Origin of the sequence: Nonomuraea sp. NPDC047529 (genome assembly GCF_040642995.1) — a bacterium.
Classification (GTDB): domain Bacteria; phylum Actinomycetota; class Actinomycetes; order Streptosporangiales; family Streptosporangiaceae; genus Nonomuraea.
Genome location: NZ_JBEYTJ010000035.1, coordinates 37,899 through 64,845, shown reverse-complemented (window position 1 = coordinate 64,845; position 26,947 = coordinate 37,899). Strand labels below are relative to the sequence as shown.

At 70.8% G+C, this 26,947-nt stretch carries 27 protein-coding genes and 2 tRNA genes; 10 read left to right on the top strand and 19 right to left on the bottom strand.

The genetic code is table 11. From position 1 onward, the window contains the following. Positions 1-78: 78 nt before the first annotated feature. Complete coding sequence (locus tag ABZ815_RS39555; protein ID WP_357706343.1) at positions 79-2,934, bottom strand: AAA family ATPase; 2,856 nt, start codon at positions 2,932-2,934, stop codon at positions 79-81. A gap of 104 nt (positions 2,935-3,038) precedes the next feature. Next, complete coding sequence (locus tag ABZ815_RS39550) at positions 3,039-3,185, bottom strand: hypothetical protein (protein WP_357706342.1); 147 nt, start codon at positions 3,183-3,185, stop codon at positions 3,039-3,041. Between the two features lie 208 nt (positions 3,186-3,393). Between ABZ815_RS39550 and deoC the strand changes: the two genes are divergently transcribed. After that, positions 3,394-4,323, top strand: coding sequence for a deoxyribose-phosphate aldolase (deoC, locus tag ABZ815_RS39545; protein WP_357706341.1), 930 nt, complete (start codon positions 3,394-3,396; stop codon positions 4,321-4,323). 2 nt (positions 4,324-4,325) lie between these two features. Further along, positions 4,326-5,021, top strand: coding sequence for a hypothetical protein (locus ABZ815_RS39540; protein WP_357706340.1), 696 nt, complete (start codon positions 4,326-4,328; stop codon positions 5,019-5,021). Here the strand turns inward: ABZ815_RS39540 and ABZ815_RS39535 are convergent. From ABZ815_RS39535 to ABZ815_RS39500, 8 genes are all read right to left on the bottom strand, one after another. Next, complete coding sequence (locus tag ABZ815_RS39535) at positions 5,018-5,584, bottom strand: TMEM165/GDT1 family protein (protein WP_357706339.1); 567 nt, start codon at positions 5,582-5,584, stop codon at positions 5,018-5,020. The two genes, ABZ815_RS39540 and ABZ815_RS39535, sit on opposite strands and share 4 nt — an antisense overlap. Before the next feature lie 226 nt (positions 5,585-5,810). Then, positions 5,811-6,863 (bottom strand): UDP-N-acetylmuramate dehydrogenase, encoded by a 1,053-nt coding sequence (locus ABZ815_RS39530; RefSeq protein ID WP_357706338.1) that lies wholly within the window; start codon positions 6,861-6,863, stop codon positions 5,811-5,813. A 122-nt stretch (positions 6,864-6,985) separates the two neighbouring features. Then, complete coding sequence (locus tag ABZ815_RS39525) at positions 6,986-7,891, bottom strand: hypothetical protein (RefSeq protein ID WP_357706337.1); 906 nt, start codon at positions 7,889-7,891, stop codon at positions 6,986-6,988. Between the two features lie 99 nt (positions 7,892-7,990). After that, positions 7,991-8,419, bottom strand: coding sequence for a MaoC family dehydratase (locus tag ABZ815_RS39520; protein WP_357706336.1), 429 nt, complete (start codon positions 8,417-8,419; stop codon positions 7,991-7,993). A gap of 1 nt (position 8,420) precedes the next feature. Further along, positions 8,421-8,870, bottom strand: a complete 450-nt coding sequence (locus tag ABZ815_RS39515) for a MaoC family dehydratase N-terminal domain-containing protein (protein WP_357706335.1) — start codon at positions 8,868-8,870, stop codon at positions 8,421-8,423. A gap of 231 nt (positions 8,871-9,101) precedes the next feature. Continuing rightward, positions 9,102-9,266, bottom strand: a complete 165-nt coding sequence (rpmG, locus tag ABZ815_RS39510; protein ID WP_019632658.1) for a 50S ribosomal protein L33 — start codon at positions 9,264-9,266, stop codon at positions 9,102-9,104. 71 nt (positions 9,267-9,337) lie between these two features. Continuing rightward, positions 9,338-9,411: transfer RNA gene (locus tag ABZ815_RS39505), tRNA-Met, on the bottom strand. Positions 9,412-10,116: 705 nt separating this feature from the next. Continuing rightward, positions 10,117-10,437 (bottom strand): hypothetical protein, encoded by a 321-nt coding sequence (locus tag ABZ815_RS39500; RefSeq protein WP_357706334.1) that lies wholly within the window; start codon positions 10,435-10,437, stop codon positions 10,117-10,119. Positions 10,438-12,268: 1,831 nt separating this feature from the next. Between ABZ815_RS39500 and ABZ815_RS39495 the strand changes: the two genes are divergently transcribed. Further along, the gene (locus tag ABZ815_RS39495; RefSeq protein ID WP_357706333.1) at positions 12,269-12,835 is read left to right on the top strand and encodes a hypothetical protein; all 567 of its coding nucleotides are present in this window, start codon (positions 12,269-12,271) and stop codon (positions 12,833-12,835) included. A 321-nt stretch (positions 12,836-13,156) separates the two neighbouring features. Here the strand turns inward: ABZ815_RS39495 and ABZ815_RS39490 are convergent, their stop codons facing one another. Continuing rightward, entirely contained in the window at positions 13,157-13,921 is a 765-nt protein-coding gene (locus ABZ815_RS39490) for a GntR family transcriptional regulator (protein ID WP_357706332.1), read from the bottom strand. Between the two features lie 244 nt (positions 13,922-14,165). Between ABZ815_RS39490 and ABZ815_RS39485 the strand changes: the two genes are divergently transcribed. The 3 genes from ABZ815_RS39485 to ABZ815_RS39475 all read left to right on the top strand — a co-directional run bounded on the left by ABZ815_RS39485 (position 14,166) and on the right by ABZ815_RS39475 (position 16,165). Next, complete coding sequence (locus ABZ815_RS39485) at positions 14,166-14,594, top strand: hypothetical protein (protein WP_357706331.1); 429 nt, start codon at positions 14,166-14,168, stop codon at positions 14,592-14,594. 37 nt (positions 14,595-14,631) lie between these two features. Beyond that, positions 14,632-15,522 (top strand): phosphotransferase, encoded by an 891-nt coding sequence (locus ABZ815_RS39480; protein ID WP_357706330.1) that lies wholly within the window; start codon positions 14,632-14,634, stop codon positions 15,520-15,522. A gap of 232 nt (positions 15,523-15,754) precedes the next feature. Next, positions 15,755-16,165 carry a hypothetical protein gene (locus tag ABZ815_RS39475; protein WP_357706329.1) on the top strand — a complete coding sequence of 137 codons (411 nt, stop codon included), beginning with the start codon at positions 15,755-15,757 and terminating at the stop codon, positions 16,163-16,165. Positions 16,166-16,349: 184 nt separating this feature from the next. Here the strand turns inward: ABZ815_RS39475 and ABZ815_RS39470 are convergent. Continuing rightward, positions 16,350-16,422: transfer RNA gene (locus tag ABZ815_RS39470), tRNA-Thr, on the bottom strand. A gap of 40 nt (positions 16,423-16,462) precedes the next feature. Next, complete coding sequence (locus ABZ815_RS39465) at positions 16,463-16,693, bottom strand: transposase (RefSeq protein WP_357706328.1); 231 nt, start codon at positions 16,691-16,693, stop codon at positions 16,463-16,465. A gap of 144 nt (positions 16,694-16,837) precedes the next feature. Between ABZ815_RS39465 and ABZ815_RS39460 the strand changes: the two genes are divergently transcribed. Next, the gene (locus ABZ815_RS39460) at positions 16,838-17,473 is read left to right on the top strand and encodes a hemerythrin domain-containing protein (protein ID WP_357706327.1); all 636 of its coding nucleotides are present in this window, start codon (positions 16,838-16,840) and stop codon (positions 17,471-17,473) included. A gap of 86 nt (positions 17,474-17,559) precedes the next feature. Here the strand turns inward: ABZ815_RS39460 and ABZ815_RS39455 are convergent, their stop codons facing one another. The 3 genes from ABZ815_RS39455 to ABZ815_RS39445 form a co-directional block, all read right to left on the bottom strand. Next, entirely contained in the window at positions 17,560-20,766 is a 3,207-nt protein-coding gene (locus tag ABZ815_RS39455; RefSeq protein WP_357706326.1) for a BTAD domain-containing putative transcriptional regulator, read from the bottom strand. 11 nt (positions 20,767-20,777) lie between these two features. Further along, the gene (locus tag ABZ815_RS39450; protein WP_357706325.1) at positions 20,778-21,311 is read right to left on the bottom strand and encodes an NlpC/P60 family protein; all 534 of its coding nucleotides are present in this window, start codon (positions 21,309-21,311) and stop codon (positions 20,778-20,780) included. Between the two features lie 74 nt (positions 21,312-21,385). Next, positions 21,386-22,396 carry a lysozyme gene (locus ABZ815_RS39445; RefSeq protein ID WP_357706324.1) on the bottom strand — a complete coding sequence of 337 codons (1,011 nt, stop codon included), beginning with the start codon at positions 22,394-22,396 and terminating at the stop codon, positions 21,386-21,388. A 252-nt stretch (positions 22,397-22,648) separates the two neighbouring features. Here ABZ815_RS39445 and ABZ815_RS39440 point away from each other — a divergent pair, with 252 nt between their 5' ends. The 3 genes from ABZ815_RS39440 to ABZ815_RS39430 are packed head-to-tail and all read left to right on the top strand — an operon-like array spanning position 22,649 to position 24,830. Continuing rightward, positions 22,649-23,590 carry an ATP-binding cassette domain-containing protein gene (locus ABZ815_RS39440; protein WP_357706323.1) on the top strand — a complete coding sequence of 314 codons (942 nt, stop codon included), beginning with the start codon at positions 22,649-22,651 and terminating at the stop codon, positions 23,588-23,590. Beyond that, positions 23,571-24,314: an ABC transporter permease gene (locus ABZ815_RS39435; protein ID WP_357706322.1), complete on the top strand. Its 744-nt coding sequence runs from the start codon at positions 23,571-23,573 to the stop codon at positions 24,312-24,314. The genes ABZ815_RS39440 and ABZ815_RS39435 overlap by 20 nt, the downstream gene beginning before the upstream one ends. A gap of 9 nt (positions 24,315-24,323) precedes the next feature. Continuing rightward, positions 24,324-24,830: an NUDIX hydrolase gene (locus ABZ815_RS39430; protein WP_357706321.1), complete on the top strand. Its 507-nt coding sequence runs from the start codon at positions 24,324-24,326 to the stop codon at positions 24,828-24,830. On the opposite strand, the gene ABZ815_RS39425 is transcribed toward ABZ815_RS39430, so the two are convergent. From ABZ815_RS39425 to ABZ815_RS39415, 3 genes are all read right to left on the bottom strand, one after another. Continuing rightward, positions 24,827-25,492, bottom strand: a complete 666-nt coding sequence (locus ABZ815_RS39425; protein WP_357706320.1) for a flavin reductase family protein — start codon at positions 25,490-25,492, stop codon at positions 24,827-24,829. The two genes, ABZ815_RS39430 and ABZ815_RS39425, sit on opposite strands and share 4 nt — an antisense overlap. 69 nt (positions 25,493-25,561) lie before the next feature. Continuing rightward, entirely contained in the window at positions 25,562-25,939 is a 378-nt protein-coding gene (locus tag ABZ815_RS39420; protein WP_357706319.1) for a DUF2255 family protein, read from the bottom strand. A 72-nt stretch (positions 25,940-26,011) separates the two neighbouring features. Beyond that, positions 26,012-26,887: a LuxR C-terminal-related transcriptional regulator gene (locus ABZ815_RS39415; RefSeq protein ID WP_357706318.1), complete on the bottom strand. Its 876-nt coding sequence runs from the start codon at positions 26,885-26,887 to the stop codon at positions 26,012-26,014. Between the last annotated feature and the right edge of the window lie 60 nt (positions 26,888-26,947).

The window sequence follows — 26,947 nt, the reverse complement described above, 5'->3', positions numbered from 1 at the left end:
CAGCCCAGGGTGAGGTATAGGGACATCACCTTGCCAGCGTAGACGGTCGGTCCGAGTGCTCCGAGGGGCCTGGAGCTCCTATGCGAGGAGGGACAGGCGATGCGCCGCCGCGGCGGCCTCTCCGCGCGTGGTGACACCCAGCTTGGCCAGGATGTTCGACACGTGCACGCTGACCGTCTTCGCCGAGATGAACAGTTGGGCGGCGATGTCCCTGTTGGTGCGGCCCTGGGTCACCAGGCGCAGAACCTCCAGCTCACGCGGCGTCAGCAGCTCCGACGCCGTCTCCTGGGCCTGCTGGCCGCCGCCCACGCGGCGCGACAACGCCTCGATCTCCTCGACCAGCGGGGTGGCGCGCAGCTCGACGGCGAGCGGGCGCGCCTGCCGGAGCCGGGTCGCCGCGCCCTCCCTGTCGCCGCTCCTGGCCGCGGCGCCGGCCGCGCGCAGCAGGGCCTTGGCCTGGTTGTGCGGGCGCATCAGCCGCTCCCACGCCGCCGCCGAGGCGTCGAAGTCACCGCTGTAGGACAACCGGTACGCATCCGCCACCGGCCCGCTGATCGTCAGCTCGGCCGCCAGCTCGGCGGCGTGCGCCCGGACGGCGGCGGTCCGGTCGGGTTCGAGGTCTTCCGCCGCGTCGCAGACCGTGCGCAGCAGGGAGAGCAGCCGCCAGCCCAGCATGGCCTTGCTCGGCAGCCGCGGATGCGACAGCGCCCGCTCGGCCACGTCCAGCGCCGCCCACGGCTCGCCCTTGAGCAGGTGCCAGCCGATGTGCAGGCGCGCGTTGCTGATGACGTCCTGGACGAAGTCCTCAGGGCGGTCCTTGAGCACGCCGATCTCCGACAGGATGCCCTCGACGAGCTGCACCTCGCCCCTGGCCAGCCCGATGTCGGCCCGGACGCGCAGCACGGCGTACCGGGTGCGCAGGACCGGCCCGTAGTTGAGCGTGCTCTCCACGCGGTCGAGCGCCTCGTCCCAGCGGCCGAGGGACTCCAGCGCCTCGGCCCAGTTGTTGAGGATGAACAGCCCGCTGCCGCGCAGCCGGCCGTACTTCTTGGCGTAGCGCCAGGCCTCCTCCGACAGGCGCAAGGCCTCCTCGGCGCGGCCCATGTCGATCAGGGAGTCGATGTTGTTGCCGAGCGCCCTGATGATGATCCGGCCCGAACCCTCGTCCTTGCCGAGGCCGATCGCCTGCTCGTTGACGGCGATGACCCGCTCCAGCTCACCCCGCAGCGAGTGGCCGAGCGCCATGTTCATCAGCAGGTCGGCTTCGAGGCACCGGTCGCCGGACCGCCTGACCAGGTCGAGGCCCTCGACGATCAGCTCGTCGGCCTCGGCGACGTGGCCGCGCAGCATGAGCTGCCTGCTCAGCGTCATGACGACCTCCGCGCGCACCGGGCACGGCTCGGGCACCAGTCGCAGGGCGTGCCGGAGCAGCTCGATGACGCCCATCTGGCCCTTGGACACCTTGAACGACGCCTGGCGCACGATGAGCTGGGCCACCCGGTCCGGTTCCTCGTTCTCGTCCAGCTCGGCGAGGGCGGCCTTGACGAACTTCACGCCCTTGTCCACCTCGCCGCCGGCGTTCGCGGCCTCGGAGGCGCGTTCGAGCACGGCGGTGTGGTCCACGCCGATGCGCCGGGCGGCGTCGGGGACCCGGTCCCAGAGCATGAGCACACGTTCCAGCAGCGGCACGGCCTCGGTGTAGGCGTACGCCTTGAACGACTTCTGCGCGGCCTCCCAGGCCGACACCAGGGCCCAGAGGTCGTTGCGGGCCCCGTACCAGTGGTGGGCCAGCTCGACGGCGGCGCGACCGGGCGGGACGAGCGAGCGGTCCTTGGAGATCTCCTCGGCGTACCTGGAGTGCAGGCGCTGGTGCTCGCCCGGCAGCAGCTCCTCGTGCACGGCCTCCCGGATCAGCGCGTGCCGGAAGACGTAGGCGCGGTTGTCGGCGATCTGCAGCACGTTCCCGGCGATGGCGGGGCGCAGGGCCGCCTCCAGCTCGATCTCCGACAGCCCGCTGACGGCGGCCAGCAGCGCGTGACCGACCCGGTTGCCGCCCGCCGCGGCCATGCGCAGGACGCGCTGGGTCTCCTCGGGCAGCCGTTCGACGGCGTTGAGGATGAGGTCCTGCATCGACTCGGGGAACGTGCAGTCCTCGCCGCTGTCGAGCAGGGCCTCCACGAACAGCGGAATGCCCTCGCTGCGTTCGTAGACCTTCTGGACCTTCACGTATTCGGGGGCGGCGCCGAGGATGCCGGCCATCTGGGCGGCCACCTCGTCGCGCGACAGGCGGGGCAGGTCCAGGCGGTGGACGCCGTTGACGCGTCCGAGCTCGGCCAGCACCGGGCGCAGCGGATGCTGCCGGTGCAGGTCGTCGGAGCGGTAGGTCATGACGATGAGCACCTGCGGGGCGTGCAGGTTGCGGCTGAGGAAGGCGATCAGGTCGCGGCTGGACCGGTCGGCCCAGTGGATGTCCTCGATGACGAGGATCGTGGGGCGGCTGTCCGCGAGGCGTTCGAGGAGGGTGAGGAACTGCTCGAAGAGCCGGGCGCGGCCCGTGTCGGTCTCGCCGTCGCCGCTGGGCTCGCCGAACTCCGGCAGCAGCCTGGCCAGATCGCGCTGGCCCCCTTCGGGCAGCAGCGCGGCCACCGCGGCGGGGCCCTGCTCTCTGACGAGCTGCCTGAGCGCGGCGGTGAAAGGCGCGTACGCCAGACCCTCGGCCGACAACTCCACGCAGCCACCGACCAGCACCTGCGCGCCATCGGCCACGCAGGTCTCGGCGAAGCGCTGCACGAGCCGGCTCTTGCCGACCCCAGCCTCTCCGCCCATGAGCACGGACGTCACCGTGCCCTTACGCGCCTCGTCGAAGCTCTCTCCGAGAGCGACGAGCTCCTCCGCCCGCCCGACGAAGACGGGACTCACCGAACGTCCCAGCATGTCGTTCAGCATGCCATGCCCTATCAATCGCATTCGACGGGTTTAGGGGGGTGCAGAGGCCCGGCCGCCACATGCGATGACGCGGCCGGGCACTCTTGGGGCGGTCATGACGAACGGCGCTTGCCGAAGACCGAGCGCCGCTCGGTCTTGTTTCCCTTCATGGCCTCGCGTACTCGGCGGTGCTCGGCGGCGGCCTGCCGGAGCTCGCTGGCGTAGGACTTCATGAGCTCGTACTCGAGTTCGGGGTTCATCTTGTTCTCCTGAACATGTGCTGCTTTTCCCTGACATCTTCAATGTTCGGCCTAAGGCCCGGCCCGGCACATCGGGTGGATGCCCTATCTGCGGGCGCACCCAGGGCGGGACATACCTAGATCGGGGCCCGTCCCGCCTTAGGCGGCGTTCCGTCCGTCCGGTTTGGAGGTAGTGGCCCTGGTCGGCGATGCTGTGAAGGTGTCAACTGTGACTACCTCGCTCGCGGACGTCGCCTCGTCCCACGCGACGCTGCGCGCCTTCCTGCACGGCCTTCCCGGAGTCGACCGGGTGGGCGCCGACCAGCGGGCGGCCATGCTCGGCACCCGTTCCATCAAGACCACGGCCAAGGCCCAGGCCATCGACCTGGCCATCTCCATGGTCGACCTGACGACGCTCGAAGGCGCCGACACGGCGGGCAAGGTCCGGGCCATGTGCACCAAGGCCGTGCACCCGGGCGGCGGCGCCCCCAGGGTGGCGGCGGTGTGCGTCTATCCCGACATGGTGCCGGTGGCCGTCCAGGCGGTGGCCGGGTCGGGGGTCAAGGTGGCCTCGGTCGCCACCGCGTTCCCCAGCGGGCGCTCCTCGCTGGAGGTCAAGGTGAGCGACACGGCGCTGGCCGTGGGCGCGGGCGCCGACGAGATCGACATGGTGATCGACCGCGGCGCGTTCCTGTCCGGCGACTACATGAAGGTCTACGACGAGATCGTCGCGATCAAGGCCGCCTGCGGTCCCGCGCACCTGAAGGTGATCCTGGAGACGGGCGAGCTGGCGACGTACGACAACGTGCGCCGGGCGTCCTGGCTGGCCATGATCGCGGGCGCCGACTTCATCAAGACCTCGACCGGCAAGGTGTCCCCGGCGGCCACGCTGCCGGTGACGCTGATCATGCTGGAGGCGGTGCGCGACTTCCGCGACGCGACCGGCCGCCAGGTGGGCGTCAAGCCGGCCGGCGGCATCCGCACGACCAAGGACGCCATCAAGAACCTGGTGCTGGTCAACGAGACGGCGGGCGACGACTGGCTCTCCCCCGACTGGTTCAGGCTGGGCGCGTCCTCGCTGCTCAACGACCTGCTCATGCAGCGCGAGAAGCTCGCCACCGGCCGCTACGCGGGCCCCGACTACTTCACCCTCGACTGAGGGTGACGGCCCTCGGGCGGCTCTACGAGGTGTTCGGAGCCGTCGGCCGGCCCGCGAGCGTGTCCGGCTGCCCCCATTGCGTGGAACCGGGCGAGGAGGCGTGCCTGCTGTCCGGGCCGGTCTCGGCGATCGAGGCCGGCTCGCTGGCCCGTTACGCGGCCAAGGCGCTCACCACGTGGGGTGACGTCCCCGGGTTCCGCTACTTCCTCCCGCGCCTGCTCGAATGCGCGGCGGCCGACGCCTTCTCCTATCCCGACCCGGAGATCGTCCTCGGCAAGCTCGCCGTCGCGGGCTGGCACGACTGGCCGGCCGCCGAACGCACGGCCGTCACCGCGTTCCTGCACGAGTGGTGGCACGACACGCTGCACCGCCATCCGTCCCGCCCGCCGGCCGACACCGTGCTGTGCGCCGTCGCCGCCACCGGCGTGGACCTCGCGCCCTTCCTCGACGCCTGGGCCGGGCTGGAGAGCGACGCGGCGATCGCCCACCTGCACGACTTCGTCACCGGCGGCCTGTCCGGGCGGCGGCTGACCAACGCCTTCTGGGACCGCGACGCCCCCGCCCACGCCCAGGTCCTCGCCTGGCTCGCCGGCGGGCCCGTGGCGCGCGCGGTGGAGGCCGCCTTCGCCCGGGAGAGCAGGGAGCCCGTGCTCGGCCTGCTCGCCGACGTCCACCAGGCGCTGCCGCCGCACTCCTAGAGGATCGCGTCGACGAGCAGCACGATGCCGAAGACCGCGAACGCGGCGGCGGCGCCGTACCGGATGACCTTCTCGGGGAGGTGCTTGCCGAGCAGGCGGCCCACGAGGATGGCCAGGGCGTCGGCGGCGACCATGCCGACGGTCGAGCCGATCCACGTGCCGAACCAGCCGTGCTGCGTGGCCAGGGTGATCGTGGCGAGCATCGTCTTGTCGCCCAGCTCGCTCAGGAAGAACGCCACGGTCACCGCGACCAGGACGTTCCTGGTCGTACGGCGGGCCTTGTCCTCCTCCTCCTTGGTCAGCTCGTCGCCCCGCAACGTCCACAGGGCGAACCCGAGGAAGGCGATGCCGGCCACGATCGAGATGGCCGTCGTCGGCAGCGCCTTCCCGACCAGCTCGCCCACACCCACGCTCAGCAGGTGCACGACCGTGGTGGCGATGGTGATGCCCGCGAGCACGGGCCAAGGCTTGAAACGGGTGGCGAACGTCATCGCCATGAGCTGGCTCTTGTCACCGAGCTCGGCCACGAAAATGACCGCGAGACTGATCCAGAACGCGTCCAACCGGTCCTCTTCCGCGCGACCAGACCGGAAGCAGGCACCCGGGGGATCTTCGGGCACGACTTTCGGCCCGGCAGCGTCTTTGTGTCATGACTGCCAGGCCGAAGGTCTCGTCCGCCCGTTCAGGCCCGTGTGACCGGGCGCGATCACGCGCCAGTATGTCGATCACACGATTGGGACTACTCCCCTTCGGAATTACCAACACACCATAACAGCCCACGCAGAGCCGTCATTCCCCCAGGTCGTCCGCCAGCGTGCAGCCGACCAGCACCGGCTCGTTGACGAGCGTGACGCCGAACTTCTCCCGCACCCCGTCGCGCACCTCCGCGGCCAGCGCCAGCAGGTCGGCCGTGGTGGCGGCGCCCACCGGGTTGGTGAGGGCCAGCGTGTGCTTGGTGGAGATGCGCACCGGGCCGCGCTCGTAGCCCTTGGGGAAGCCCGCCTGCTCGATCAGCCAGGCGGCCGGCACCTTGACGCGGCCGTCGGGCATGTCCCAGCGCGGGTGGCCGGGCGCGCGTCCGGCCAGCTCGTCGGCGTGCTCGGCGGTCAGGATCGGGTTGGTGAAGAACGAGCCCGCGCTGCGGCTGTCGGGGTCGGACGCCGGGTCGAAGACCATGCCCTTGCCCCGCCGCAGCCCCAGGACGCCCTCACGGGCCAGGCCGAGAGGCACGCGGCCGCCGAGCTCCACCCCGAGCCGCCCGGCCAGCTCCTGGTAGGCCACCGGCCCGGACAGGTCCGACACGTCCAGCGCGTACGTCACCGCGAGCACCACGTGCCGCGACAGGTCTCGCTTGAAGGCGCTGTCGCGGTAGGAGAACCCGCACTGGCGCGCCTCCAGGTCGACCACCTGCCGGGTGAGCCGGTCGTAGGCCCGTACGCACCTGATGGTCTGCGCCACCTCCTGGCCGTACGCGCCGACGTTCTGGATCGGGGTCGAGCCCACCAGGCCCGGGATGCCGGACATGCACTCGATGCCGGACCATCCCTCGGCCACGGCCCGCTCGACCAGCACATCCCAGTCCTGGCCCGCCTCGACCGTGAGCAGCACCTGCTCGCCGTCCCTGGAGACCGTCACGCCCTCGGTGGCCACCTTGACGACCAGCCCGTCGAAGCCGTCGTCACCGATCACCACGTTGCTGCCGCCGCCGAGCACCAGGGTCGGCACCCCGTTCATGTCGGCCTCGGCGACGAGGGACACGAGCTGCTCCGCCGTGACTGCCTCGGCGAAGTCGCGGGCGGGGCCGCCCAGGCCCAGGGTGGTGTGCGGCGCGAGCATCTCCATGAGCCCCAAGCTTATGAGCCCCCCAGCCCACCCAGCACCCCATCCGGGCGGCCCCCCTTCCCGTGGGGGCGTCCGCCCGTTCGGGGGTGGGGGCCTTCGGAGGTTAGGGGCTTGGGGTGGGCTCAGCCGTGGAGGGCCTGCTCGCCGTGGTGCTCGGAGTCGAGCCGGAGGACCGGGAGCGGACCTTCGGGCACCACGAGGCTGCCCTCAAGCGCGTGGGAGAACTCCAGGTCGGCGTCCTCGCCGCGCTCCGCGTCCTCGGGGAACGCGCCCAGCGCCGCCGCCCTGCGCACCGCCATCAGGTCGCAGCGCAACGCCTGGACCCTGCCGGGCTCCTCGGCCTCGGCCGCCCGCCAGCCCGCCGCCACCGCCCCTTCCACGATGGCCGCCACCAGCGGCGTCACCGCGTCGCCGGTCAGCGCGAGCGAGGTCTCCATCAGCACGTGCACCTCGGACTCGTCCAGCCGCAACAGCTTGGTACGCCCCTCACCCCACCCCGCCGTGCCCCCGTCCGCCCGCGAGGTCTCAGCGACGTGCCACACCGCGATCCGCTCCGGGTACCGCGCGGCCAGCTCGTCCAGGACGTCTCCCGCGCCGTCGACGTTCCCCAGGTCGAGGGCCAGGATCCGGGTGTGCGTGTGGTCGATCACCGACTGGACGCACGCCAGCACGTCCTCAGGCCGGCCGTCCACGAGCAGCCCGACGGAGACCGTCACGTCCCTGGTCTCGACGCGCTGGCGCTCGGTGTTGACGCCCAGGTCATCCATGCGGTTCGTGGCGAGGGTGGCGTCCCAGACGCGCTGGGCGTGCAGCATCGTGTCGTCGGGGTCGCCGTGCTGGCCGGGGTCGCCCGAGAAGCCCAGCGCGGCGGCGGGGTTCCCGTGCGCGCCCACGCCTCTGGGCCGGGCCCGTCCGGTGCCGACCCCGGTGGCGGAGCCGCCGGTGGTGTCCCGTCCGCTGCCGCTGCTGCCCCCCACCTGTTCAGGGGACGCGGGACGCAGGTGAGCGGGCGGCTTGGTGTCGGTCACGGACGACACGGGGATGGAACGGACGGTGGGCCAGACCTGTCGCGCAACTTCACTCATAACAACACGGGCTACCCGCGACCTGCCCGACATATCACGGCATCAGGAGAGCTGTATCACCGCGCGCGCCTTCGACAGGACCTCCGCGTCGCCCGCCTTGGCCGTCAGCCCGACGACCACCCGCTTGTCCTCAAGCTTCTCCTCCACGACCCCGCCGACCGAGATCGTCGCCCCGTGGTCGTCGTCCGGCACGATCACCATCGACGAGAACCGCACGCCGAAGTCCACCACGGCGCCCGGATCGCCCGCCCAGTCCGTGACGTACCGGCCCGCCTGCGCCATCGTGAACATGCCGTGCGCGATCACGTCGGGCAGCCCGACCGTCCTGGCGAAGCGCTCGTTCCAGTGGATCTGGTTGAAGTCGCCGGAGGCGCCGGCGTACATGACCAGGTTCAGCCGCCGGACGTTGTAGTCCACGACGGGGAGCTCCTGCCCGACCTCGACCTCGTCGTACCTCACCGTGGCCGCCATCTCAGCCCGCCCCTCCGCGCTCGACGATCGTGTTGTAGGTGGTGCAGACCGGCTCTCCGGCGGCCGTCGTCACGTCGCTCCTGATCGTCAGCAGCTCGTTGCGTCCCGCGCTCCGGATGTCGGTGATCGTCGCGGTGGTGACCAGCTCGTCGCCCGCGCAGATGGGCCTGACGTACTCGAACCGCTGCTCGCCGTGGACCACCATCGCCAGGTTCAGACCCAGCTCGGGATCGACCAGCGCCTCGCCGCCCGCCTGCAGGCTGAACACGATGGGGAACGTGGGCGGCGCGATCACGTCGGGGTATCCGGCGGCCCTGGCGGCCTCCCTGTCGCGGTAGACCGGGTTGTGGTCGCCGATCGCGGCCGCGAACTCCTTGATCTTCCCCCGGCTGACCTCGTACGGGGCGGCGGATGGGTAGGTCCTGCCCACGAAGTCACGGTTCAAGGCCATCAGTGCTCCCTCGTATGTCTTCAACGAGCGCTGCTGAGGCAGACGGTAACAGAACAAGGTTCGGCTGTCGCCGCTCATGGCGTGCTTTTTGCCGGGGCCTGGGTCAGTGCCCAGGATGGGCGCCCATACCAGGGCGAAAGCGCCCAGGCAGGACGCTCAAGGCAGTGAGAACACGACAAACCGGCGCCCCAGACGGGACGCCGGTTGCGCGATGTGGAGGCAGAAGTACCGCTAGCGGGTCTCACGGTGCGCGCGGTGGCAGCGGCAGTTCGGGCAGTACTTCTTCAGCTCAAGCCGATCCGGGTCGTTGCGCCGGTTCTTCCGCGTGATGTAGTTGCGGTGCTTGCACTCCTGGCAGGCCAGCGTGATCTTCGGCCTAACGTCGGTGGCAGCCACTTGGGAGTGCCTTTCTACGTTCGGGACATGGACACACCCGTACCCAGGCCGACTGACCTGGGATTGGGTAGTAGCGGAGGCCGGACTTGAACCGGCGACACAACGATTATGAGCCGTTTGCTCTGCCTGACTGAGCTACTCCGCCTTGGCCGGAAACTCCCGGCCCGTAGAGGATACCCGAAGCTGGGAGCACATTAGTAACTCACCTGATCGGGCGGGTGCCACCAGTATGCCCCAGGTACCTCCGACAATCGAAATCCGATCATGCCACCTAGGTCTCGCCTGGGGAATCACCTGCGGAGGCCCTCGCCACAGTAGCAGCCGTCCTTTGCCCACGCGAACGCCTGGACCAGGCACGCAACGAGGGAAAGGCCGCCCGGCTTCGGGCATTCGCGCAGTCGACGGAGGGGTGTCCGCGGCGGACGCCGGCGCAGCGGCAGAGGAGGTCCGTCGCGGACGTCTGCGCACCACCAGAGGGGGTGTCGCGCAGTCGGCGCCAGCGCAGTGACGAAAGGGACAGAGCGGGTAGCTCTGGGGCAGACAAAGGGAGCGCGGCGGACACCCGTCCACCGCACGAGGAGAACGCGGACACCCTTTGCGCCACGCAAAGAAACGCGGTGACCCGCGAAGGAACGCGGTGCGCACCCGTGCGTGGCGCAAGGGGGAACGCGGTGGACACCCGCGCGCCGCGCAAGGGGGGCGCTTCGCACGGATGTCCGGCGAGGTGCCGCCCACCTCGACCGCGTCCCGGCTCTTGCACGACGAAACCGATCCCCCGCCCGTCGCGCTTTATCGCGGCCGCGTCAGATCGGGCCGGGCGGGCCTGGCGAGGAGTGCTGGTTCGTCGGGGTCAGGCCTGGCGTTCGTCGACGCCGACAGCGCCGACGCCGCTGCCCCAGCTTGCGCATTTGCCCTCGGACCTGCCCGAGCCGCCGGGGCCGAGAGTGACCCACGGGCCGACGACGTCCGGGCTCCAGCCGCAGGTGATCACGGCGCGGTACACCCAGGTCTGTCCGGTGGGGTTGTGGCAGTCGGCCCGGCCGACGTAGCCGTCCTCCGGGGCCCGGCCGCTGTTGCACTGGAGGCTGCCGGCCGAGGCGGGGGCGGACGGGATGACAAGGCCGGAAAGGGCGGCGGCAATACCGGCGACGAGGGCCAGTTTCCTGTTCATGTCGTCTTCCTCTTCTGCTCGTACTGCTCGGGGTTTCGGCGCTGTTCTGCGCTCGAATGCCAGGAAAGCCATCGGGCGCCGGTGTCCAACAGCAGGGCGGACAGGCTCGTCCGGAGTCGTCCACATGCGAGCCTGACTCGGACGCCACTGAAATCCCCCCGGACACGTACGGTCATCGTTCGTACACTGTCGGACAGGACACGGCCGGTCGGGGAGAGGGGCGATGGGCGAGGACCAGGAAGGCGCGGAACCCGGCGTGGAGTCGGTGAACTGTCATGAGGGCCTCGTGAGGCTCCTGGCCGAGCAGTTCGCGCGAGCCGACGTGTCGCTGCGGGAGCTCCAGGCGCGGGCGGACAGGGCGGGCGGGCCCCGGCTTCCCCGGGCGACCTGCGCGGACATGCTGGCCGGGCGACGGTTTCCGAAGAAGGCGGTGATGGTGACGTTCCTGCGGGCTTGCGGGGTGCCCGATCATCGGGTCCCGGAGTGGGAACGGGCCTGGGAACGCGTACGGATCGCCCGCATGCCCCCGACCGGCTTCCAACTCGCCGCAACAACCTTCTCCCCCGAAAACCCCACTCTCCCGGTCCCCGCCGCCTCTCCCACCGCCCCCACCCAGCCGACCCCCGGCCCCCTGGTGGACACGTACCCGCCGCACATGCCGCCTCTTGAGGGGATGGGCCACCCGGGCACCACAACCCCCACGGCACTGGGCCAGCCAGGCACGACAATCCCCGCGGGACTGGGCCAGCCAGGCACCCCAGCCCACATGGGGCCGGGCCAACCGGGTGCCGTCCTCGTCGGGAACTTCACCGAGCCTGGCGCGCCTCCCGGAGGGCCCGTCCAAGGCGCCACGTCTCTCGGTGGGCCCAGTGGTAGCACCGCAGCTCTCGGGGGACCGGGCCAAGGCGCCACGCCCCTTGGAGAGCCTGGTCAGGGCCCTGCGCTCCCCGGCAGGCTCGGCGAGGTCGTCGCGCCTTCTGGAGGGACGTCTCTGCCGGATACTGAGCCTCCTGGAGGCTTCGCCCAAGCCGGCTCCCAGCATGTCGGAAGTGCTACACCGCCTGGGGCCGTTGCCCCACCTTTCGGAGCCGCCATTTCGTCCGAGGGAGTTGCAACCCCGCCTGGCGGAGCCGCTGACGCGCCGCTTGGAGGCGCTGCCCTGTCTACTGAGGGGCTCTCCGCCCACCCCGCCGGAGGCTTCACCGAGCCGCATGACGGGACAGGCCGCTCGACAGATGCTCAGATGGCGTGGAGTGGGCTGCCTTCGGCCGGTGCCCCTTCTGTCGGCGCGCCCGTCAGCGGCGGTCAACCATCAGCCACCCCCCCGACCGGCGGTCTCCCAGTCGAGAGCCTGTCGAGCGGGGGGCTTACGGTGGGCGGCCTCCCCGGCGGTGCACTCCCGGTTGTTTCCGGCGGCGGGTTGGGGAGCGACAGGCGTCCGTGCAGTTTGGCTTTCGGCGGGCTTTCTGGTGGTTCGGCGGTCGGTGGCCTTCCTTGCGCCGCATCCCCGATAGACGCTCTGCCCGTCGGCGGGCAGAGCGCCGCCAAACCTCCTGGTGAGGAAGCTCTTGGTGGCGAGCCATCGGCCGGTGAGCACACGCCGAAGGCGTCCGCGGAGGGTGTTCCCCCCGTCGGCAGGGCCCACGCCGCCGCTCCTCTGCCTCATGTTCTCCCTGCCAACGCTTCTCTGCCCGATGCTCTCCCCGCCGACGCTTCCCCGGTCGGCGGGGGGCCGGGCAGTCCGGCGGCGGGTGGGGTGGCGACCGCTCCAGGTGGGGTGGGGGCTTCGGCGGGTGGGGCGCGGGGGTCGGGGCGGTGGAGGGTGGTCGGGGTGGCGGCGGTGGTGGTGGCCGGGGCCGTCGGGGTCGGGGTGGCGGTCGGATTGTGGATGGCGCCGCGGCACGTGGAGCCACTCACCCTGGGCCGGCCGGTCTCGGACGACGGGCGCGCGTTCGGCCCCGGAGGTTCGAGCCGGTTCACGGTGACCGTGGACCCCGCCAACACCGGCGTACGCCTGATCCGCCGCCTGGACGCCGGCATCTCCATGCAGCAGGCCGCCATCACCGTGAACGGCGCCCCCGCCGGCATGTGGCACCCGTTGCCCGTCGAGAACACCTACCGCTGGCGGGACCAGGCCGTCGACCTGCCACTGGCGCTGACCGCGGGCCGTCGTTCGCTCACCGTGGTCAACACCTTCGTCTCCTCCTCCCTCGACTTCAACGAGTTCCTCTACGTCGTCAGGCAGCAGGTGAAGGGCGTCTGGTCGATCGCGGACACCGTGGACGTGGGGCCATACCACACCACCAGCGAGGCGGCCCACGGCTACCGGCTCACCGGCCCCCAGACGTTCGCCGACACCCGCCACTTCGCCTACCCGCCCCTGGACGAGACCGCCTAGCGACGGAACCCCGGACACGCGAAAGCTCCGGACGCTTCCCCACGTCCGGAGCTTTCGTGGATGGGCAACCAACCCTCACCGGCCTACTGCCCACCAGTCCACCTTCTATGCTTTTGTCCGTTTTGCACAGAGTTGTGGCGCGACACGCCGGCACAGCCCCTGCGGCCTCCTCAGCGCGAGACAACGCCTCAAGGCCACCCAGACCGCCAACAGCCGCCCCCCTCGGCCACTACGGCACCATCGGCCAGATCGTGCAGCACGTCGACCTGGCGGTGAGTCCCGCTCACCGAAATCCCGGCCACAGAGAGCCAAGACCACCAGTCACGAAGGGTCCGCAGGGTAGCGGTAGCGCAGATTCCACTGATACGTCGGCATCACATAGGTGGTGACCTTGACGGCCCGACCGTTCGCCGTCCACCCGATATGGAAGATCTCGTATACCCACTGATCAGGGATCATCCGCAAAAAGCGCGCCTCATCGGGCGTAGGCGGCCGGACCCGGACGTTCTCCTCAAGCTCGACCTGCGCATGCCCCAATTCGGCCAGGCGGCTGCTGAGTCCGCCGACTCCCGGGTCGACTTCGGCGATCGGCGTCCCATCGGCGATGTCCCGCGGGATGTAGCTGATGGCGATCTGAATGGGGACGTCGTCGGCCTTCATGCGTCGCGCGCGGATGATGACGCTGTCGGTGCCGGCATCGACGCCCAGGACATCGGCTACGTCCAGTGGGGGGCGGCCGGGGCCGACCGTGTTGGCAGAGTTCAACTCGTGGCCGAGCTGGGCAAGCTCGCTCGCCAAGGAGCCCCGAACACCTCCAGGTTCACGGTGATCACGGCTATGCCGTACAGCGGCGTCACGCAACAGAGGCGGCAGAGCATGAACATAGGTGCCCACGCCCATGTGCACGTAGACCAGCCCCTCCCCCTTCAAGATGCGCAGAGCCTTGTTGACGGTGGCCCGGTTCACGTGGAGTTCTTCGGCAAGCTGATCTTCATTGGGAAGCAGAGAGCCACGCGGATAGACGCCGTCATGGATGGCCTGACGGATTGTGGCCGCCACGTCGCGATAGCCGCCTGATGTGATCACCACCTCACCTTAGCGGAAGTATGTACTACATACTCGTTGACCATGTCTCGGTCGAGGTCCTATGAAGTATGTAGTACACACTTCGCTGACCAGCAAGAACAACCAGAGGCCGCAGCCGCACAAAGTGCGGACGGCCGAAAGTGTGTGCTGCCGAAGCCGCCCCGGCCCGGGGCGCATCCCAAATCCCTGTGGGAGGACGACATGACCATCACCATCGAACGCCCCACCCTGGGCCGACGCCACGATGCTGGTCACGCCGCAGCTCTTCGACCGGCTCACCGCGCGCATCCGCGCCGACCATCCCGAGCACGCCCACCAGGCCGAGAACATCATGGTGGAGGCGCTCGCGTTCCTCGCCGCCTGCGCCGCCAACCCCGGCGCCGGCCTCGGTCCGTCCGAGCTGGTCGACATCGGCTGGCACACCTTCCTGATGTACACGGAGGAGTACGCTCGGTTCAGCGCCCGGGTCGCGGGCAGGTTCATCCACCACCAGCCGGACGACGTCCCCGGCCAGACCGGTAGCGGGGCCGGCCTCGCCGCCACCGTCAAGGCGATCAAGGCCACGGGTTACCGGGTCAACCCGGCGCTGTGGCCGTCCGCCGGCGACTGCTCCAGCGGCGGCGGCGACAAGTGCAGCCAGTGCTATGCGGGCTGTGCCGACACCCCCAAGTAGCCGACAACGCAGGTAGGGGCGTCGTACAGTGCGGCACATGATGTATCCGTGGGAGGAGCTCCCCGAGCAGGTCCGGGACGCGGTCACATCCGCGTGCGGCCCGATCCGGCAGGCGGTCAGTCTGCCTGGCGGGCTCACCTCGGGGGCGGCTGTACGACTGGCCACCCTCTCGGGACTGATGTTCCTGAAGGCCCTGCCGGACGATTCCCCATCTGCGCCGCTCTACCAGCGTGAACGACGGGTAGGCGCCGTCCTGCCCGCAACCGTGCCCGCCCCGCAGATGCTGCGCGGCGGGCACACCGCCGGATGGGTATGGCTGCTGTTCGAGCACATCAATGCCACCCGCCCGGTAGACCTCTCGCCCGGCTCCTCGGATGTCGCCTCATTGGTCGAGCTCGTCCGCGTTCTGGGCGAGACGCTCACACCGACCCCAGGTGCCGACGTGCCGCCCATCAGCGACAATGTCGAGTTCCTGCGGAAGCGGGCGGACGTCCTGCTGGCCGATCCGCCCGCCGATCTGGGGTGCCTCGACGCCTACCGGTCCGCTCGCGCCGGGCTCGACCTCGACGCGATGGCTGGGGACGCACTGCTGCACGCCGACCTGCACGAGGGCAACCTCATGACGACCGAGCACGGGATGCGTGTCATCGACTGGGGGCTCGCCTGCCAAGGCGCCGCCTGGATCGAGACCGCGCTGCTCATCTCGCGACTGATCCTGGCTGGACACAGTCCACAGCAGGCCGAGACAGTCGCCTCCCAGGTGCCCGCGTACAAGAGCGCACCCGAAGAGGCAGTGACCGGACTCATGGCCGTATGGTCTCTGTTCCGCGAGTTCGTCGCCCGCCGTGGCCCTGTACCGATCCGCGCCTCGCGCGCTCGCGCCGCCGCCGGCGGCCGCGCCTGGGTCGAGTACCGCACCGGGCAGTAGCCGTACAACGCAGAGAGCCCTCGCCCCCGAAGGAGAGCGGCCCCGGTCCGCGCTTCTTGGCAGTGAACGCCACCCGCACGCCAGCCGGAGCGATCACAGCCGCGTTCACGCCCGCCGCCATGGCATCCGTCCCCGGCAGCCAGAACGAGGTGTCCGGATGCGGACAAGGTCAGGGGCAACCAAACGGAGAGCGGCGACGTCTCATAGGGGCCGATGTCTCAGGAGTCGCCTCATGACCTATCCGCCCCAGCCGCCCCAGGACTCGTACGGGCAGCCCCATGGGCCGTCAGGGCCGCAGGACCCGCAGGTGTACGGGCAGCAGGGGCCACACCACTACCTGCCTCAGCCGTACAGCCAGCCCTACCGGGCGCAGCCCTACGTGCAGCCGTACCAGCAGGCGTGGCAGGCACCCCAGGTCGGGCCGGTGCAGTGGGTCACGGTGCGCGAGCGCGGGTTCAACCCGACCGCGTTCATCGTGCACCTCTGCCTGTGGCTGTTCGTGCACTGGTGGCTGGCAGGGTGCAGCATGGGGATCTGGTTGCTCGCCGCGATCCCGCTCACGTTCATCGGCTGGAATGTCACCAGGACGTATCCGGTCCAGAACGTCTACCAGCCGCCTTATCCGCCGATGTATCCGAGATGAGGGTGTTGCCGGCTCCGTTCGTGGCGGAGAGCGGGAGCCGAGCGCCCCGATGGGGGTTCGCGGGGAGGCGAATTTCCGACTTCGCGTGCGGATTAATGGGCTCTCATTGCGAATGGCTCTGGACAACGAGAAACGCCCGGCCCCAAGTCACCTTGGTCCGGGCGTCGCGCCTGCTCATTACAAGAGCCCCCAAACGGAATCGAACCGTTGACCTTCTCCTTACCATGGAGACGCTCTGCCGACTGAGCTATAGGGGCCTGTCCGCTCGCTGCGGACAGGTGTAACCATACACGGCACTCAGCCATGATGCGAACTCGTACGGACCTCCGTCGCGGTGGCGGATCGGCGGCGCGCGGCAAGATCGACGACCTCGCACAGATCGGCCAGGTCGACGTGTCCGGCCACCTCCTCGACCGAACGACAGTCGGCGACCAGCCACCCGTTCCTGAGCACCCGCAGCACCTGCCGGCCCGCTCGCACCGCCGGCACGATCTCGACGCCGTCGAGGCCGACCCATCGCCTGTCCATAGCGGCACACCTTAGCCCGCGGGTCTCTCAATTTCCGTCCGGCCACACGTGTTACAGCCATGCCAAGTCGGCACAAGTCGGCACCAAGAAGTGTCTAAGAGCGGTCGCCCACGCTGGTGCCCACACGACAAGAGGAGCACCGAAATGGCACCCAACATGCTCGGCTTCCGTATCACGCACCGGGCCATGCGCGGGGACACCCGCCGTCTGGCCGAGGTGATGAGCGCGATCGCCGCCGGCGAACAGCGGGCCGGTCAGGAACGGCTGCGGGCGATCGCGACGTTCACCGCGAAGCTCTGCGCGGGCATCCACCACCATCACCAGGCGGAGGACAACGTGCTCTGGCCGGTCATCGTCCGCTCGGCGGGCGCCGAGGTGGACCTGAGCGACCTGACCGACGACCACGCGGCGCTCGACCCGCTGCTGGAGGAGATCACGACGGCCGCGGCGCAGCTCGGCGCAGACGGGCAGGCGGCCCGGCGCATGGCCAAGTCCCTGGCCGCGCTGGCCGACCTCCTGGACGAGCACATCGAGGAGGAGGAACGGCTGATCTTCCCGGTCGTCGCCAAGTACGTCTCGGAGGCCGACTGGCAGAAGGTCGAGACCGAGGTGCGGAAGGGCGGGGACGCCCGGTTCGACCTGCCCAGGATCGCCCAGTACGCCCAGCCGGCGGAGCTGGCCGAACTGCGGCGTCTGGCCGGGCCGGTGCTCGTGGTGCTGCTCGCGCTCATGCGGCGCGGTCACCAGCGCCGCCAGGCCCTCATCTTCGGCACACCATGACCCCTCCCGGCCGGCCAGAAGGCCGCCCGGCGGCAAGCCCGCCAGACCGGTCAGGAGATCGCCCGGCGGCAAGCCCGCCAGACCGGTCAGGGGGTCGTCCGGCGGCGGGCCGCTTCCGCCCAGTGGGGTGAGCCGACGCGTTCGGCCACCTTCAGGGCCTGGGCGTAGTGGCCGTCGGCGGGCAGCCCGAGCAGCTCGGCCAGGTCACCGAGCACCAGCGCGACCGGCCCGAGCGTGATCGACCCGCTGCTCATCCCGGCCAGCTCGTCCGCCCACGGCAGCAGGACGCGGTAGGAGCGTCCGGCCACCTCGCGGTCCCGCAGGGCGACGGCGGTCTGGCCGCGCAGCGCCTGCCACATCAGCCAGTAGTAGTTGCGCGGCAGCCACGACTCGGGCCGCCACACCCGCCGGGCCGCGTCGAGCTCGCCCGCGGCCGCCAGCGCCCCGGCGTAGATCTCGTGCACGGTGTCGCTGTTCACGCGTTCCCGGATGGCGGCCAGCTCGTCGAGCGAGTCGCGGACGTTCCCGCGGGCCATCCGGACGGCGAACCTGCACAGCGCACCCATGGCCCGCGCGTTGACGCCGCCGCGCTCGGCCATCTGCTCGGTGAGCCCGGTGTAGACGGCCTCCGCCTCGTCGAACTCGCCCTCGACGAGCTTCCGCAGCGCGCCGAACAGCGTCAGGATGGCCAGCGACATGCCGAGCTGACCGCTGGTGGACACCGCCACGCCGCTGTCGGCGTGCCGCCTGGCCGCGTCCAGGTCGGTGCGTCCGAGCGCGGCCATGAGCAGCGCGCAGTGGCCCAGCGTGAGGTAGCCGACGAGGCGGTGGGTGCGGCCCAGCTCCAGCAGTTCGGCGCCGACGGCCTCCAGCTCGTCCCGCCGTTCGGGGCTGAGCAGCGCGAAGTAGCGGGCGTTGAGCGCCAGGCAGAGCAGGTCGGGACGGCCGAGGCGGCGGGCCAGGGCCACGGCTTCGGCGCCTGCGGCGTCCACGCGGTCGTCGTCGTGCCCCTCCAGCTCGAACACGAGGGCGGCCAGCAGCCGGCAGCGGGTCTCGTCGTCGGGTCCGGCGGCCAGCTCGCGTTCCACGGCCTCCATGAACTCCCGGTTGTAGCGGGAGTCCACCTGGATCGTCCAGACCACGGGGGCTTCGTAGGAGGTCAGCGCGCGGGCGAGCGCGCCGCGGGCGGCGGCGAGCTCGACGGCCCGCGCCCTGGCGGCCAGCGCGCCCAGGACGTCGCCCGCGTGTCCCAGCGCCGACACCAGTCCGCACAGCAGGTCGAGCCTGGTCCCGTCGTCGGTGGCGAACTCCAGCGCGGCGCGCCACAGCGCCGCCGCCTCGCGGTGCGCGTGCAGGCCCGACGCCTGTACGGCCGCCGCCCTGGCGTACCGCACCGCGCTCGGCGCGGCCGCCTCCAGCGCGTGGTGCGCCAGGGCCGCCACGTCGTTCGGCCGCAGCCGCTCCAGCACCGACACCACGCGCCCGTGCAGCCTGGTACGCCGGATCCGCGCGGTGTCCTCGTACAGGGCCTGCCTGACCAGGACGTGCGTGAACCTGACGCGGCCGGGTCCCGGCTCGGCCAGCAGGCCCGTCATGACGCCCGCCTCCAGGCCGTCGAAGACGGTGTCCTCGTCGCCGTCGTGCAGCGCGATCAGCACGTCCACGTCGGCGTCCCTGCCGACGACGGCGGCGTTGCGCAGCACGGTCTGGGCGGTCGCGGGCAGGCGGGTGATGCGGCGGCGGATGAGGTCGCGCACGCCGGGCGGCAGCGCCTCGGCGGCCTGCGGCCCCTCCGAGGCCAGGAGGCGGGCGATCTCGCAGACGAACAGCGGGTTGCCGAGCGATCGCTCCAGGACCGTGCGGACGGTGGCGGGGTCGAGGCCCGTGTGCTGGGAGTGGCGTTCGAGCAACGTGGCGACGGCGTCCTCGTCGAGCCCGGCGAGCTCGACGTGCCTGCTGCCGGTGGCGAGCGCGGCCAGGGTGGCGGTGAGGTCCTCGGTGGTCTCGGCCGGGCGGTAGGTGGCGACGACCATGATCCGCGCGGCGGGGTCCAGGTGCCGCAGCAGGTGCAGGGTCTCGCCGTCGGCCCGGTGGACGTCTTCGAGCACCACGAGCAGGGGCGCGCAGCCCGCCAGGTAGCCGGCCACGGCCCTGGCGAGCTGGAACTGGTTCTGGATGGCGACGTGGTCGTTCAGGAGGGGCGCCAGACGGGCCGCGTCGGCGGCGGACGGCGGCCGGACGGCGGCGAGCTGCCGGACGATCTCGCTCCACGCCCAGGCGGGCGGCGCGTCGCCGTCGATCTCCGGGCAGCGTCCGAACGCGACCCGCCACCCGCGCTCGGTCAGCTCGGCCGCGAACGCCTCGGCCAGCGCGCTCTTGCCCGCGCCCGGCTCGCCGCCCAGCCAGACCGTGCGCCGGGCCGGTCGCGCGGCCTCCTCCCGCAGCACGGCCAGCTCGCGCATCCGGCCCACGATCGAGGGCTCCTGCGTGACCACGTGCCGTTCCTGGACGCGTTCGACGACCTCGGGCGCGTGCAGGGACTCGGATTGGCGGAGGATGTCCTGTTCGAGCGCGCGCAGGGCCGGGCCGGGATCGACGCCGAGCTCCTCGGCCAGGCTCTCGCGGGCCTGGCGCAGCACGGCCAGCGCCTCGGCCTGGCTGCCCGCGCGGTAATGGGCCAGGGCCAGCAGGCGGACGGCGTTCTCGCGCAGCGGATGGGCGTCGGCGTGGACGCGCAGCTCCGGCACGGCCTCGGCGTGGCGGCCCATCAGCAGCGCGGCCTCGGCGCGGTACTCGACGGCGACGAGCCTGAGCTCGGCCAGCCTGGCCGCCTCGGGCGCGGCCCACTCCTCGGCGAACTCGGCGTAGGCGGGGCCCGTCCACAGGTCGAGCGCCTGGTCGAGCAGGTCGTGCGCGACGGCTCCCGCGCCCCGCTTCAGGGCGGCGCCGGCCGCGTCGATGAGTCCGGGCAGCCGCCAGGCGTCCACGGCCTCGTCGGGCAGGCAGAGCCGGTAACCGGGCGGGGCGCTGACGATGACGCGGGCGGGGGCGCGCGGCGGCCGGTCGGGTTCGAGGGCGCGGCGCAGGTTCGAGACGTAGACCTGGAGGGCGGCCAGTGCCTTGGGCGGGGGCTGTCCCTGCCACAGATCTTCGATGAACCGGTCGGTCGAGACGACCTGGCCGTCGGCGGCGACCAGGCGGGCGAGCACGGCGCGCTGTCTGGCGGATCCGGGGTCGAGGCGGCGGCCGTCCAGGGTGGCGTGGAGCGGTCCAAGGAGGTGTAACTGGATCATGGCACCCTTTTTCAGTACCGGTAGAAGCCCGCGAAGTCCGATCTTCGCCCGATATCGTCAATACGCACCAGAGCCCCCGTCTCAGGTGCGTTCATCATCTTCCCACGGCCCAGATAGATGCCCACATGATGCGTCTTGATCTTATTTTTCATGATTTTTCCGAAGAAGACTAAGTCGCCGGGCAGTGCCCGCTCGACCCGCCGCATCCTGCGCACGTGGTCGTCGGTGTTGCCGGGGCCGAGCACGTCCGTGCCGTTGGCCAGGGCGTACACCCATCGGGCCAGGCCGGAGCAGTCGAGGCCGCGGGTCCGGGCGGCCGGGCAGGGCTTGATCCGGCCGCTGTAACCCTGGCAGGTGCCCTTCGTGGGGCCGGGCCGCTCGCCGTGGCCGCCGCCCCACGAGTACGTGATGTCGTACCGCTCGATCTCGTACGCGATGCGGACGATCCTGGACGGCACGAACGTCGACAACGGCATGGACGCCGTACCGGCCAGCAGGACGACGAGCAGCACGACCAGCGGGACGACCCGGCCTGCCGCCAACACGCTCAACCGCCGCCGCGCCACCCGTTTCCCCTTTAAGCCGAGATCCCGGGATTTATCCTACCTATCGCGATTTATCAGCTTTTGAGGTTAAGCGTGACCGTTCCTACCTTGACGACCACCCCGACCTGGCCCGTCGGCTTCGGCTTGGTGGTGAACGTGAAGGCGGCCTTCTGACCGCGTTCCAGCTTCTCGATCGCGCAGCGCACCGCCGTGCCGCTGAACTTGCAGCCCGGGGCCTTGACCACCTTCTGCCCGCCGTACGCGCGCCCGGAGATCACGATGTTCTCGACGGGGTGCGGGCCGGTGTTCGTGACGGTGACCCGGTAGAGCTTCCTGCCCTTGACCAGGCCGGAGACCGACACCCGGGCGGGCGGGTTGGCCAGCGACCTGAGCTGGGACTCCGTGCCGTTGAAGGAGTTCTGGCCGCCGGCCAGCGAGCCCTTCTCCGCCGACTGCCAGAACGTGTGCCTCTTCCAGCCCTTCGGCAGCTCACCGGGGTCGCCGCCCCAGCGGGCGAGCCAGAGGGGGTTGGCCTTGAACGCCGCGGAGTTGCCGGTGCAGGTCTGCCACCAGCTCGTGGTGGTGTAGATGATCGCGTCCCGGCCGGTCTGCTGCCGGTACTTCTTGGTGAAGTCCTTGATCCAGGTGACCATGTCCTCGGCGGACAGGTCGTAACAGTTGTTCTTGCCGTTCTTGTCCTTGTACGGGTTGTCCTCGATATCGAGGACGCCGGGCAGCGTTTGACCGTCGCTGGTCCAGTTTCCGCCGTTCTGCAGGAAATACTCGGCCTGCCCTGTCCCGTCGGATTCATGCGGTTGCGCAAAGTGATAAGCGCCGCGCAGAAGACCGGCCGTCGCGGCTCCGGCGAACTGTGCGTCGAACCGTGGATTGCGGTAGTTCGTGCCCTCGGTGGCCTGCACGAACGCGAACTTGCCGCCGCCGGAGGCCACGCTCGCCCAGTCCACGTCGCCCGTCCAGTTGCTGACGTCGACGCCGGGAACACCGTCGGCCGCCTCCGCGACCCCTGTCATGCCGACTGCGGCAATTACCGCAATTAACCACAGACTTTTCACGCCGGAGATCATGACGGAGCCACCACATACACCGCAAGACCTGAAATATTGCGTCTCTTCGCGAAAAATCGCAAAACCCCATGTCGCGGCCCGGAAATCAGCCTCCCGCACCCACCTCCCAGGACGGCGTTTCCGCAGGTCAGAGCCGTACATGAACGTCACATTCGCGTTTGCCAAATCGATATCACCCGGCTCAAACTGAACCGATCCCCGAAAGGGCCCCTGACCAGGGGCTTCTTCGCCATGCCCAGGAGGCGACCACCCATGATCCACACCCGGGGTCTCACCCGAGTGTTCACGCTGAAGAAGGAGACCGTCGAAGCCGTACGCGGCATCGACCTCGACGTCGAACCCGGCCGGCTCGTCGCCTTCCTAGGCCCCAACGGCGCCGGTAAGTCCACCACCCTGCGCCTGCTCACGACCCTGCTCCCGCCCACCTCCGGCACCGCCGTCGTCGCCGGCCACGACGTGACCCGCGACCCGGCCGGTGTGCGCTCCCGCATCGGCTACGTCGGCCAGAAGAACAGCGCGGGCGAGAACTTCCGCGTCCGGGACGAGCTCGTCACGCAGGGCCGCTGCTACGGCCTGAACGTCTCCGACGCCGTCGCCCGGGCCGGCGAGCTGATGCGCCTGCTCGACCTCGAAGACCTGGCCGGCCGCAGGCCGGGCACGCTCTCCGGCGGCCAGCGCCGCCGCCTGGACATCGCGCTCGGCCTCATCCACCGCCCCGACCTGCTCTTCCTCGACGAACCCTCGACCGGCCTCGACCCGAAGAGCCGCGCCGACATCTGGCGGCACATCCTGCGCCTGCGCGAGGCGTACGGGACCACGCTCTTCCTCACCACCCACTACCTGGAGGAGGCCGACGACATGGCCGAACGGGTGGTGATCATCGACAACGGCACGATCATCGCCGACGGCACGGCCGAGCAGCTCAAGAACGACCTGGCCGGCGACACCGTCACGGTCACCGCCGAAACCGCCCAGGACGCCGCCAGGGCCGCCGAGCTGACCGGCGGCCACGCCGAGGGCCTCACCATGCGCCTGCGGGTGGCGAACGCGCCCGCCGCGCTCCCCGGCTGCCTGCGGGCGCTGGACGCCGCCGGGATCAAGGTGACCGCCGCCGAGACCGCCCGCCCCACCCTCGACGACGTGTTCCTCACTCTCACCGGGAGAAGCCTGACCGATGACGACCTTCCTGCGTGACACCGCCACCGTCTTCACCCGCGAGTTCCGGCCGGTCCTGCGCGAGCCGGTCGCGCTGCTGTTCGAGATGGGCCAGCCGCTGCTGTTCCTGTTCCTGTTCGGCGCGCTGCTGGACGGCGCGGTGGGCTCGTCGTGGCAGTGGTTCGTGCCGGGCATTTTGGTCATGATGTGCCTGACCGGGCCGATGTCGGCCGGTTACACGCTGCTGGTGGAGCTGATCGGCGGCTCACTGGAGCGCATGCTGGTCACCCCGCTGAACCGGACGGCGATGCTGGTGGGCCGGGCGCTGAAGGCGATGGTCGTCCTGCTGGCGCAGGCCGTGCTGATCATCGTGCTGGCCGTGCCGCTGGGGTTCGAGCTGTATCCGGCGGGCGTGCTGGCGGGGCTGGCGCAGCTCACCGTCTTCGGGGTGGGGCTGGGGGCGTTCTCGTTCGTCTTGGCCATCCGGTCGGCGCCCGGCGGGACGCTGTTCTACATCGTCAGCCAGTCGATCCTGTTCCCCCTGCTCCTGCTGTCGGGCGTGCTGCTCCCGCTGGACACCGCGCCGGGCTGGCTGCGGGCGGTCGGCACGGCGAACCCGGTCACGTACATCGTCGAGGCCCAGCGCGCGCTGTTCTCCGGCGACCTCGCGAACCCCTCCGTCCTGTACGGCACCGCCTCGGCCTGCCTGGTCGCCGCGATCGGGCTGTACCTGGGCAACCGGGCCATGCGCAAAGGCGTGTGAAATAGGGGCATGACACATGTGGTGGCCTCCTGCGTCGTGCCGTGGATCCCCGTCGACCACCGCCTCGACGTGATCCTCTCCTCGGCCCTCCCGCCCGCCGGCAGCACGACCTCGGCGTTCGCGTTCGTCTCCGACAGCATCGGCAGGACGCTGCTGACGTGCGTCGACCGGGTCGGGCGCGGCTGGGACATCCCGGGCGGCCACCTGGAGGCCGGTGAGAGCGCCACCGAGGCCGTGGTCCGTGAGCTCCAGGAGGAGACCGGTCTTCTCCTGGAGCTGTCGGCCCTGTCGGTCTTCGCGTGGCAGCGCGTCGAGCTTCTGGCCCCGGCCCCCGCCGGCTACCGGTACGCGGCGCTGACGCACATGGTGATGTTCCGGGCCCGGCTGGCCACGCCCGGCGCCGCGACCGCGCCGCCGGCGGGGTCGGAGAGCACGGGCGCGGAGTGGCTGCCCCCGACGCGGATCAAGGAGCTGTGCGCCGGGCGCACCTGGCTGCCGCTGCTGGAGAGCCTCTAGAGGGTGCGCGCCCGTTCGAGGTCGGCGCTGCGGTAGTGCCGCTCCGGGATGCTGGCCAGCGTGGACGGGTGCACCTGCGGGCCCAGCCCGTACAGCTTCTGGAAGCTCATCATGAGCGGACGCCAGGCGTCGGGGTCGATGTGGTCGTCGGTGCCCTTCAGGCGGATGTCCTCGTGCACCCAGACCCGCTGCACCCGCACCTCGAACGTGAGCACCCCGCCGTCGCCCATCGGATGCGTCTCCTCCACCACGACCTCCATGGCGACCGGGCACTCGGCCACCCTGGGCGCGGCCACCGTCTCCGATGGGACGGCGGTCAGCCCGGCCCGGCCGAACTTGTCCGGCACGAACCGGTAACCGCGCTGGTGCTTGCGCTCGGGCACCGGGTCGCTCCCGGTGGTCAGCGCCAGCCGGTCCACCTGCGGGGCGAGGGCGTCGGAAGGCAGGTTGAGCACGCCTTCGCCGGTCCGCAACAGGTTCTGGGACGTCTTCGACCTGGCCCCGAGCCCCAGCATGCCGCGCCAGCCCAGCCAGAAGACCGACGACATGGGGGCGAGGTTCGGGGTGCCGTCCTCGTTCAGGGTGGAGATCAGGACGACGGGGGTGCCGAAGTAGAGAATGTTGGGCTCAATCCGGACGTGCTCATCCACGACAGTGTTCATGCCTTCCACTGTCGCGGCCGGTGGCGGCCGGGCGCTGGCGGCCTTCGGACCTCTCGTTGCCGGGCGGGGTCAGGAGCGCGGCACGAGCCTGATCGTGGCGGCGCGGGCCTGCCCGCTGACCACCGAGTCCACGATGCTCTCCGAGTAGTGGCGGTACTTGTCCCAGTACGCGGCGTCGATCCGGTCGTTGAGCTCCTGGTCGGCGTCGGCGAATGTGACGCCCTTGTCGACGCCCCCGGCCTGGATCCGGCCCCTGCCCCGCTCCTGGGCGCCGCGGAACCAGGTGCCGTCGCGCCCGTTCACGGCCCGGACGTACAGGTCGTCGTCGAGGCGGACGACCCAGATCGTCACCGGGCGGCGCAGCTCGCCGTCGCCGCGCAGGGACGCGATCTGGAGTTCCTCGGCGGCGGCGATCCGGTCCAGTTCGTCGTTCGTCCAAGCAGTCATGGTGGGGGCCTACCCGGAACCGGTCGACGGCGCTGATGGGCATCGTCCGTTGTTGGTAAATCCGCCGGGGGCTCAGGGGAGGTAGCCGGCGCGCCTGGCCGAGACCACGCTCTCCATCCGGGTGTGGGTGCCGAGCTTGCGCATCGCGCTGCGCAGGTAGCTCTTGACCGTCTCCGGCTTCAGGTCGAGCCGCCGGCCGACCTCGGCATTGCCGCAGCCGACCGCGACGAGGGAGAGCACGTCGAGCTCCCGGGGCGACAGCGGGTTGGCCGGGACGGGCCCGACGTTCGGCGAGCTCAGCCGGTCGCAGACGCCCTGCAACCGCTCGCGCAGGACCGGGTCGGCGACCTCCTGGGCGATCGAGCGCAGCTCGGCGTGCGCCTCGCGCAGTTGCTCCCATTCGGGGCCGGCGGGCCGTTCGCGGGCGGCGCCGGTGATCGCGGCCGTCTCCAGCGCGGCCACCCGCCGCTCCACCTCGGCGCGTACGGCCAGCTCGACGCCGAGCCGGGCGGCGATCTGGTTCATGCCGTCGAGGACGCGGGTGCCGAGCGGAAGCGGCTCACGGACGCCGCCGTAGAGCAGGCCGTAGACCGTCTCCCCCACCACGACGGGGACGGCCGCGATCGCGCGCAGCCCCTCCACCGCCACCGGCTTGTCGTATTCGTGGCTGATGCGGGAGTCGGTGACGTAGTCCTCGACGCTGCCCGGCCGGGCGGTGACCAGCACCCGGCCGCCCAGGCCGGTGCCGGTGTGGATGGCCAGCCCGCGCAGCACGTCCGTGCGGACGCCCGTCAGCTCGGTGAGCCGCACGGCCCCGCCCGGGGTCGACACCGCGCCGCCGAACAGGACGGGCAGCCCGACCACGTGCCGCATCCGGGTGAGGGCGGCCCGCAGGAGCACGGCGGCCTGCGGGGCCAGGGCACTCGACGGAAGGTGTGTCACCGCCATGTCACCAGCATGGCACGCGGCCGGTCTCCTGCGGCTACCCCTGAACGGGGGTAGCGTGCC

Coding starts and splice junctions, on each gene's coding strand:
- ABZ815_RS39555 (WP_357706343.1), bottom strand. CDS start 2,934: ATGCTGGGACGTTCGGTGAGTCCCGTCTTCGTCGGGCGGGCGGAGGAG.
- ABZ815_RS39550 (WP_357706342.1), bottom strand. CDS start 3,185: ATGAACCCCGAACTCGAGTACGAGCTCATGAAGTCCTACGCCAGCGAG.
- ABZ815_RS39530 (WP_357706338.1), bottom strand. CDS start 6,863: ATGGAGATGCTCGCGCCGCACACCACCCTGGGCCTGGGCGGCCCCGCC.
- ABZ815_RS39520 (WP_357706336.1), bottom strand. CDS start 8,419: ATGGCGGCCACGGTGAGGTACGACGAGGTCGAGGTCGGGCAGGAGCTC.
- ABZ815_RS39515 (WP_357706335.1), bottom strand. CDS start 8,870: ATGGCCTTGAACCGTGACTTCGTGGGCAGGACCTACCCATCCGCCGCC.
- ABZ815_RS39500 (WP_357706334.1), bottom strand. CDS start 10,437: ATGAACAGGAAACTGGCCCTCGTCGCCGGTATTGCCGCCGCCCTTTCC.
- ABZ815_RS39485 (WP_357706331.1), top strand. CDS start 14,166: ATGCTGGTCACGCCGCAGCTCTTCGACCGGCTCACCGCGCGCATCCGC.
- ABZ815_RS39480 (WP_357706330.1), top strand. CDS start 14,632: ATGATGTATCCGTGGGAGGAGCTCCCCGAGCAGGTCCGGGACGCGGTC.
- ABZ815_RS39475 (WP_357706329.1), top strand. CDS start 15,755: ATGACCTATCCGCCCCAGCCGCCCCAGGACTCGTACGGGCAGCCCCAT.
- ABZ815_RS39465 (WP_357706328.1), bottom strand. CDS start 16,693: ATGGACAGGCGATGGGTCGGCCTCGACGGCGTCGAGATCGTGCCGGCG.
- ABZ815_RS39460 (WP_357706327.1), top strand. CDS start 16,838: ATGGCACCCAACATGCTCGGCTTCCGTATCACGCACCGGGCCATGCGC.
- ABZ815_RS39455 (WP_357706326.1), bottom strand. CDS start 20,766: ATGATCCAGTTACACCTCCTTGGACCGCTCCACGCCACCCTGGACGGC.
- ABZ815_RS39445 (WP_357706324.1), bottom strand. CDS start 22,396: ATGATCTCCGGCGTGAAAAGTCTGTGGTTAATTGCGGTAATTGCCGCA.
- ABZ815_RS39440 (WP_357706323.1), top strand. CDS start 22,649: ATGATCCACACCCGGGGTCTCACCCGAGTGTTCACGCTGAAGAAGGAG.
- ABZ815_RS39435 (WP_357706322.1), top strand. CDS start 23,571: ATGACGACCTTCCTGCGTGACACCGCCACCGTCTTCACCCGCGAGTTC.
- ABZ815_RS39430 (WP_357706321.1), top strand. CDS start 24,324: ATGACACATGTGGTGGCCTCCTGCGTCGTGCCGTGGATCCCCGTCGAC.
- ABZ815_RS39425 (WP_357706320.1), bottom strand. CDS start 25,492: ATGAACACTGTCGTGGATGAGCACGTCCGGATTGAGCCCAACATTCTC.
- ABZ815_RS39420 (WP_357706319.1), bottom strand. CDS start 25,939: ATGACTGCTTGGACGAACGACGAACTGGACCGGATCGCCGCCGCCGAG.
- ABZ815_RS39415 (WP_357706318.1), bottom strand. CDS start 26,887: ATGGCGGTGACACACCTTCCGTCGAGTGCCCTGGCCCCGCAGGCCGCC.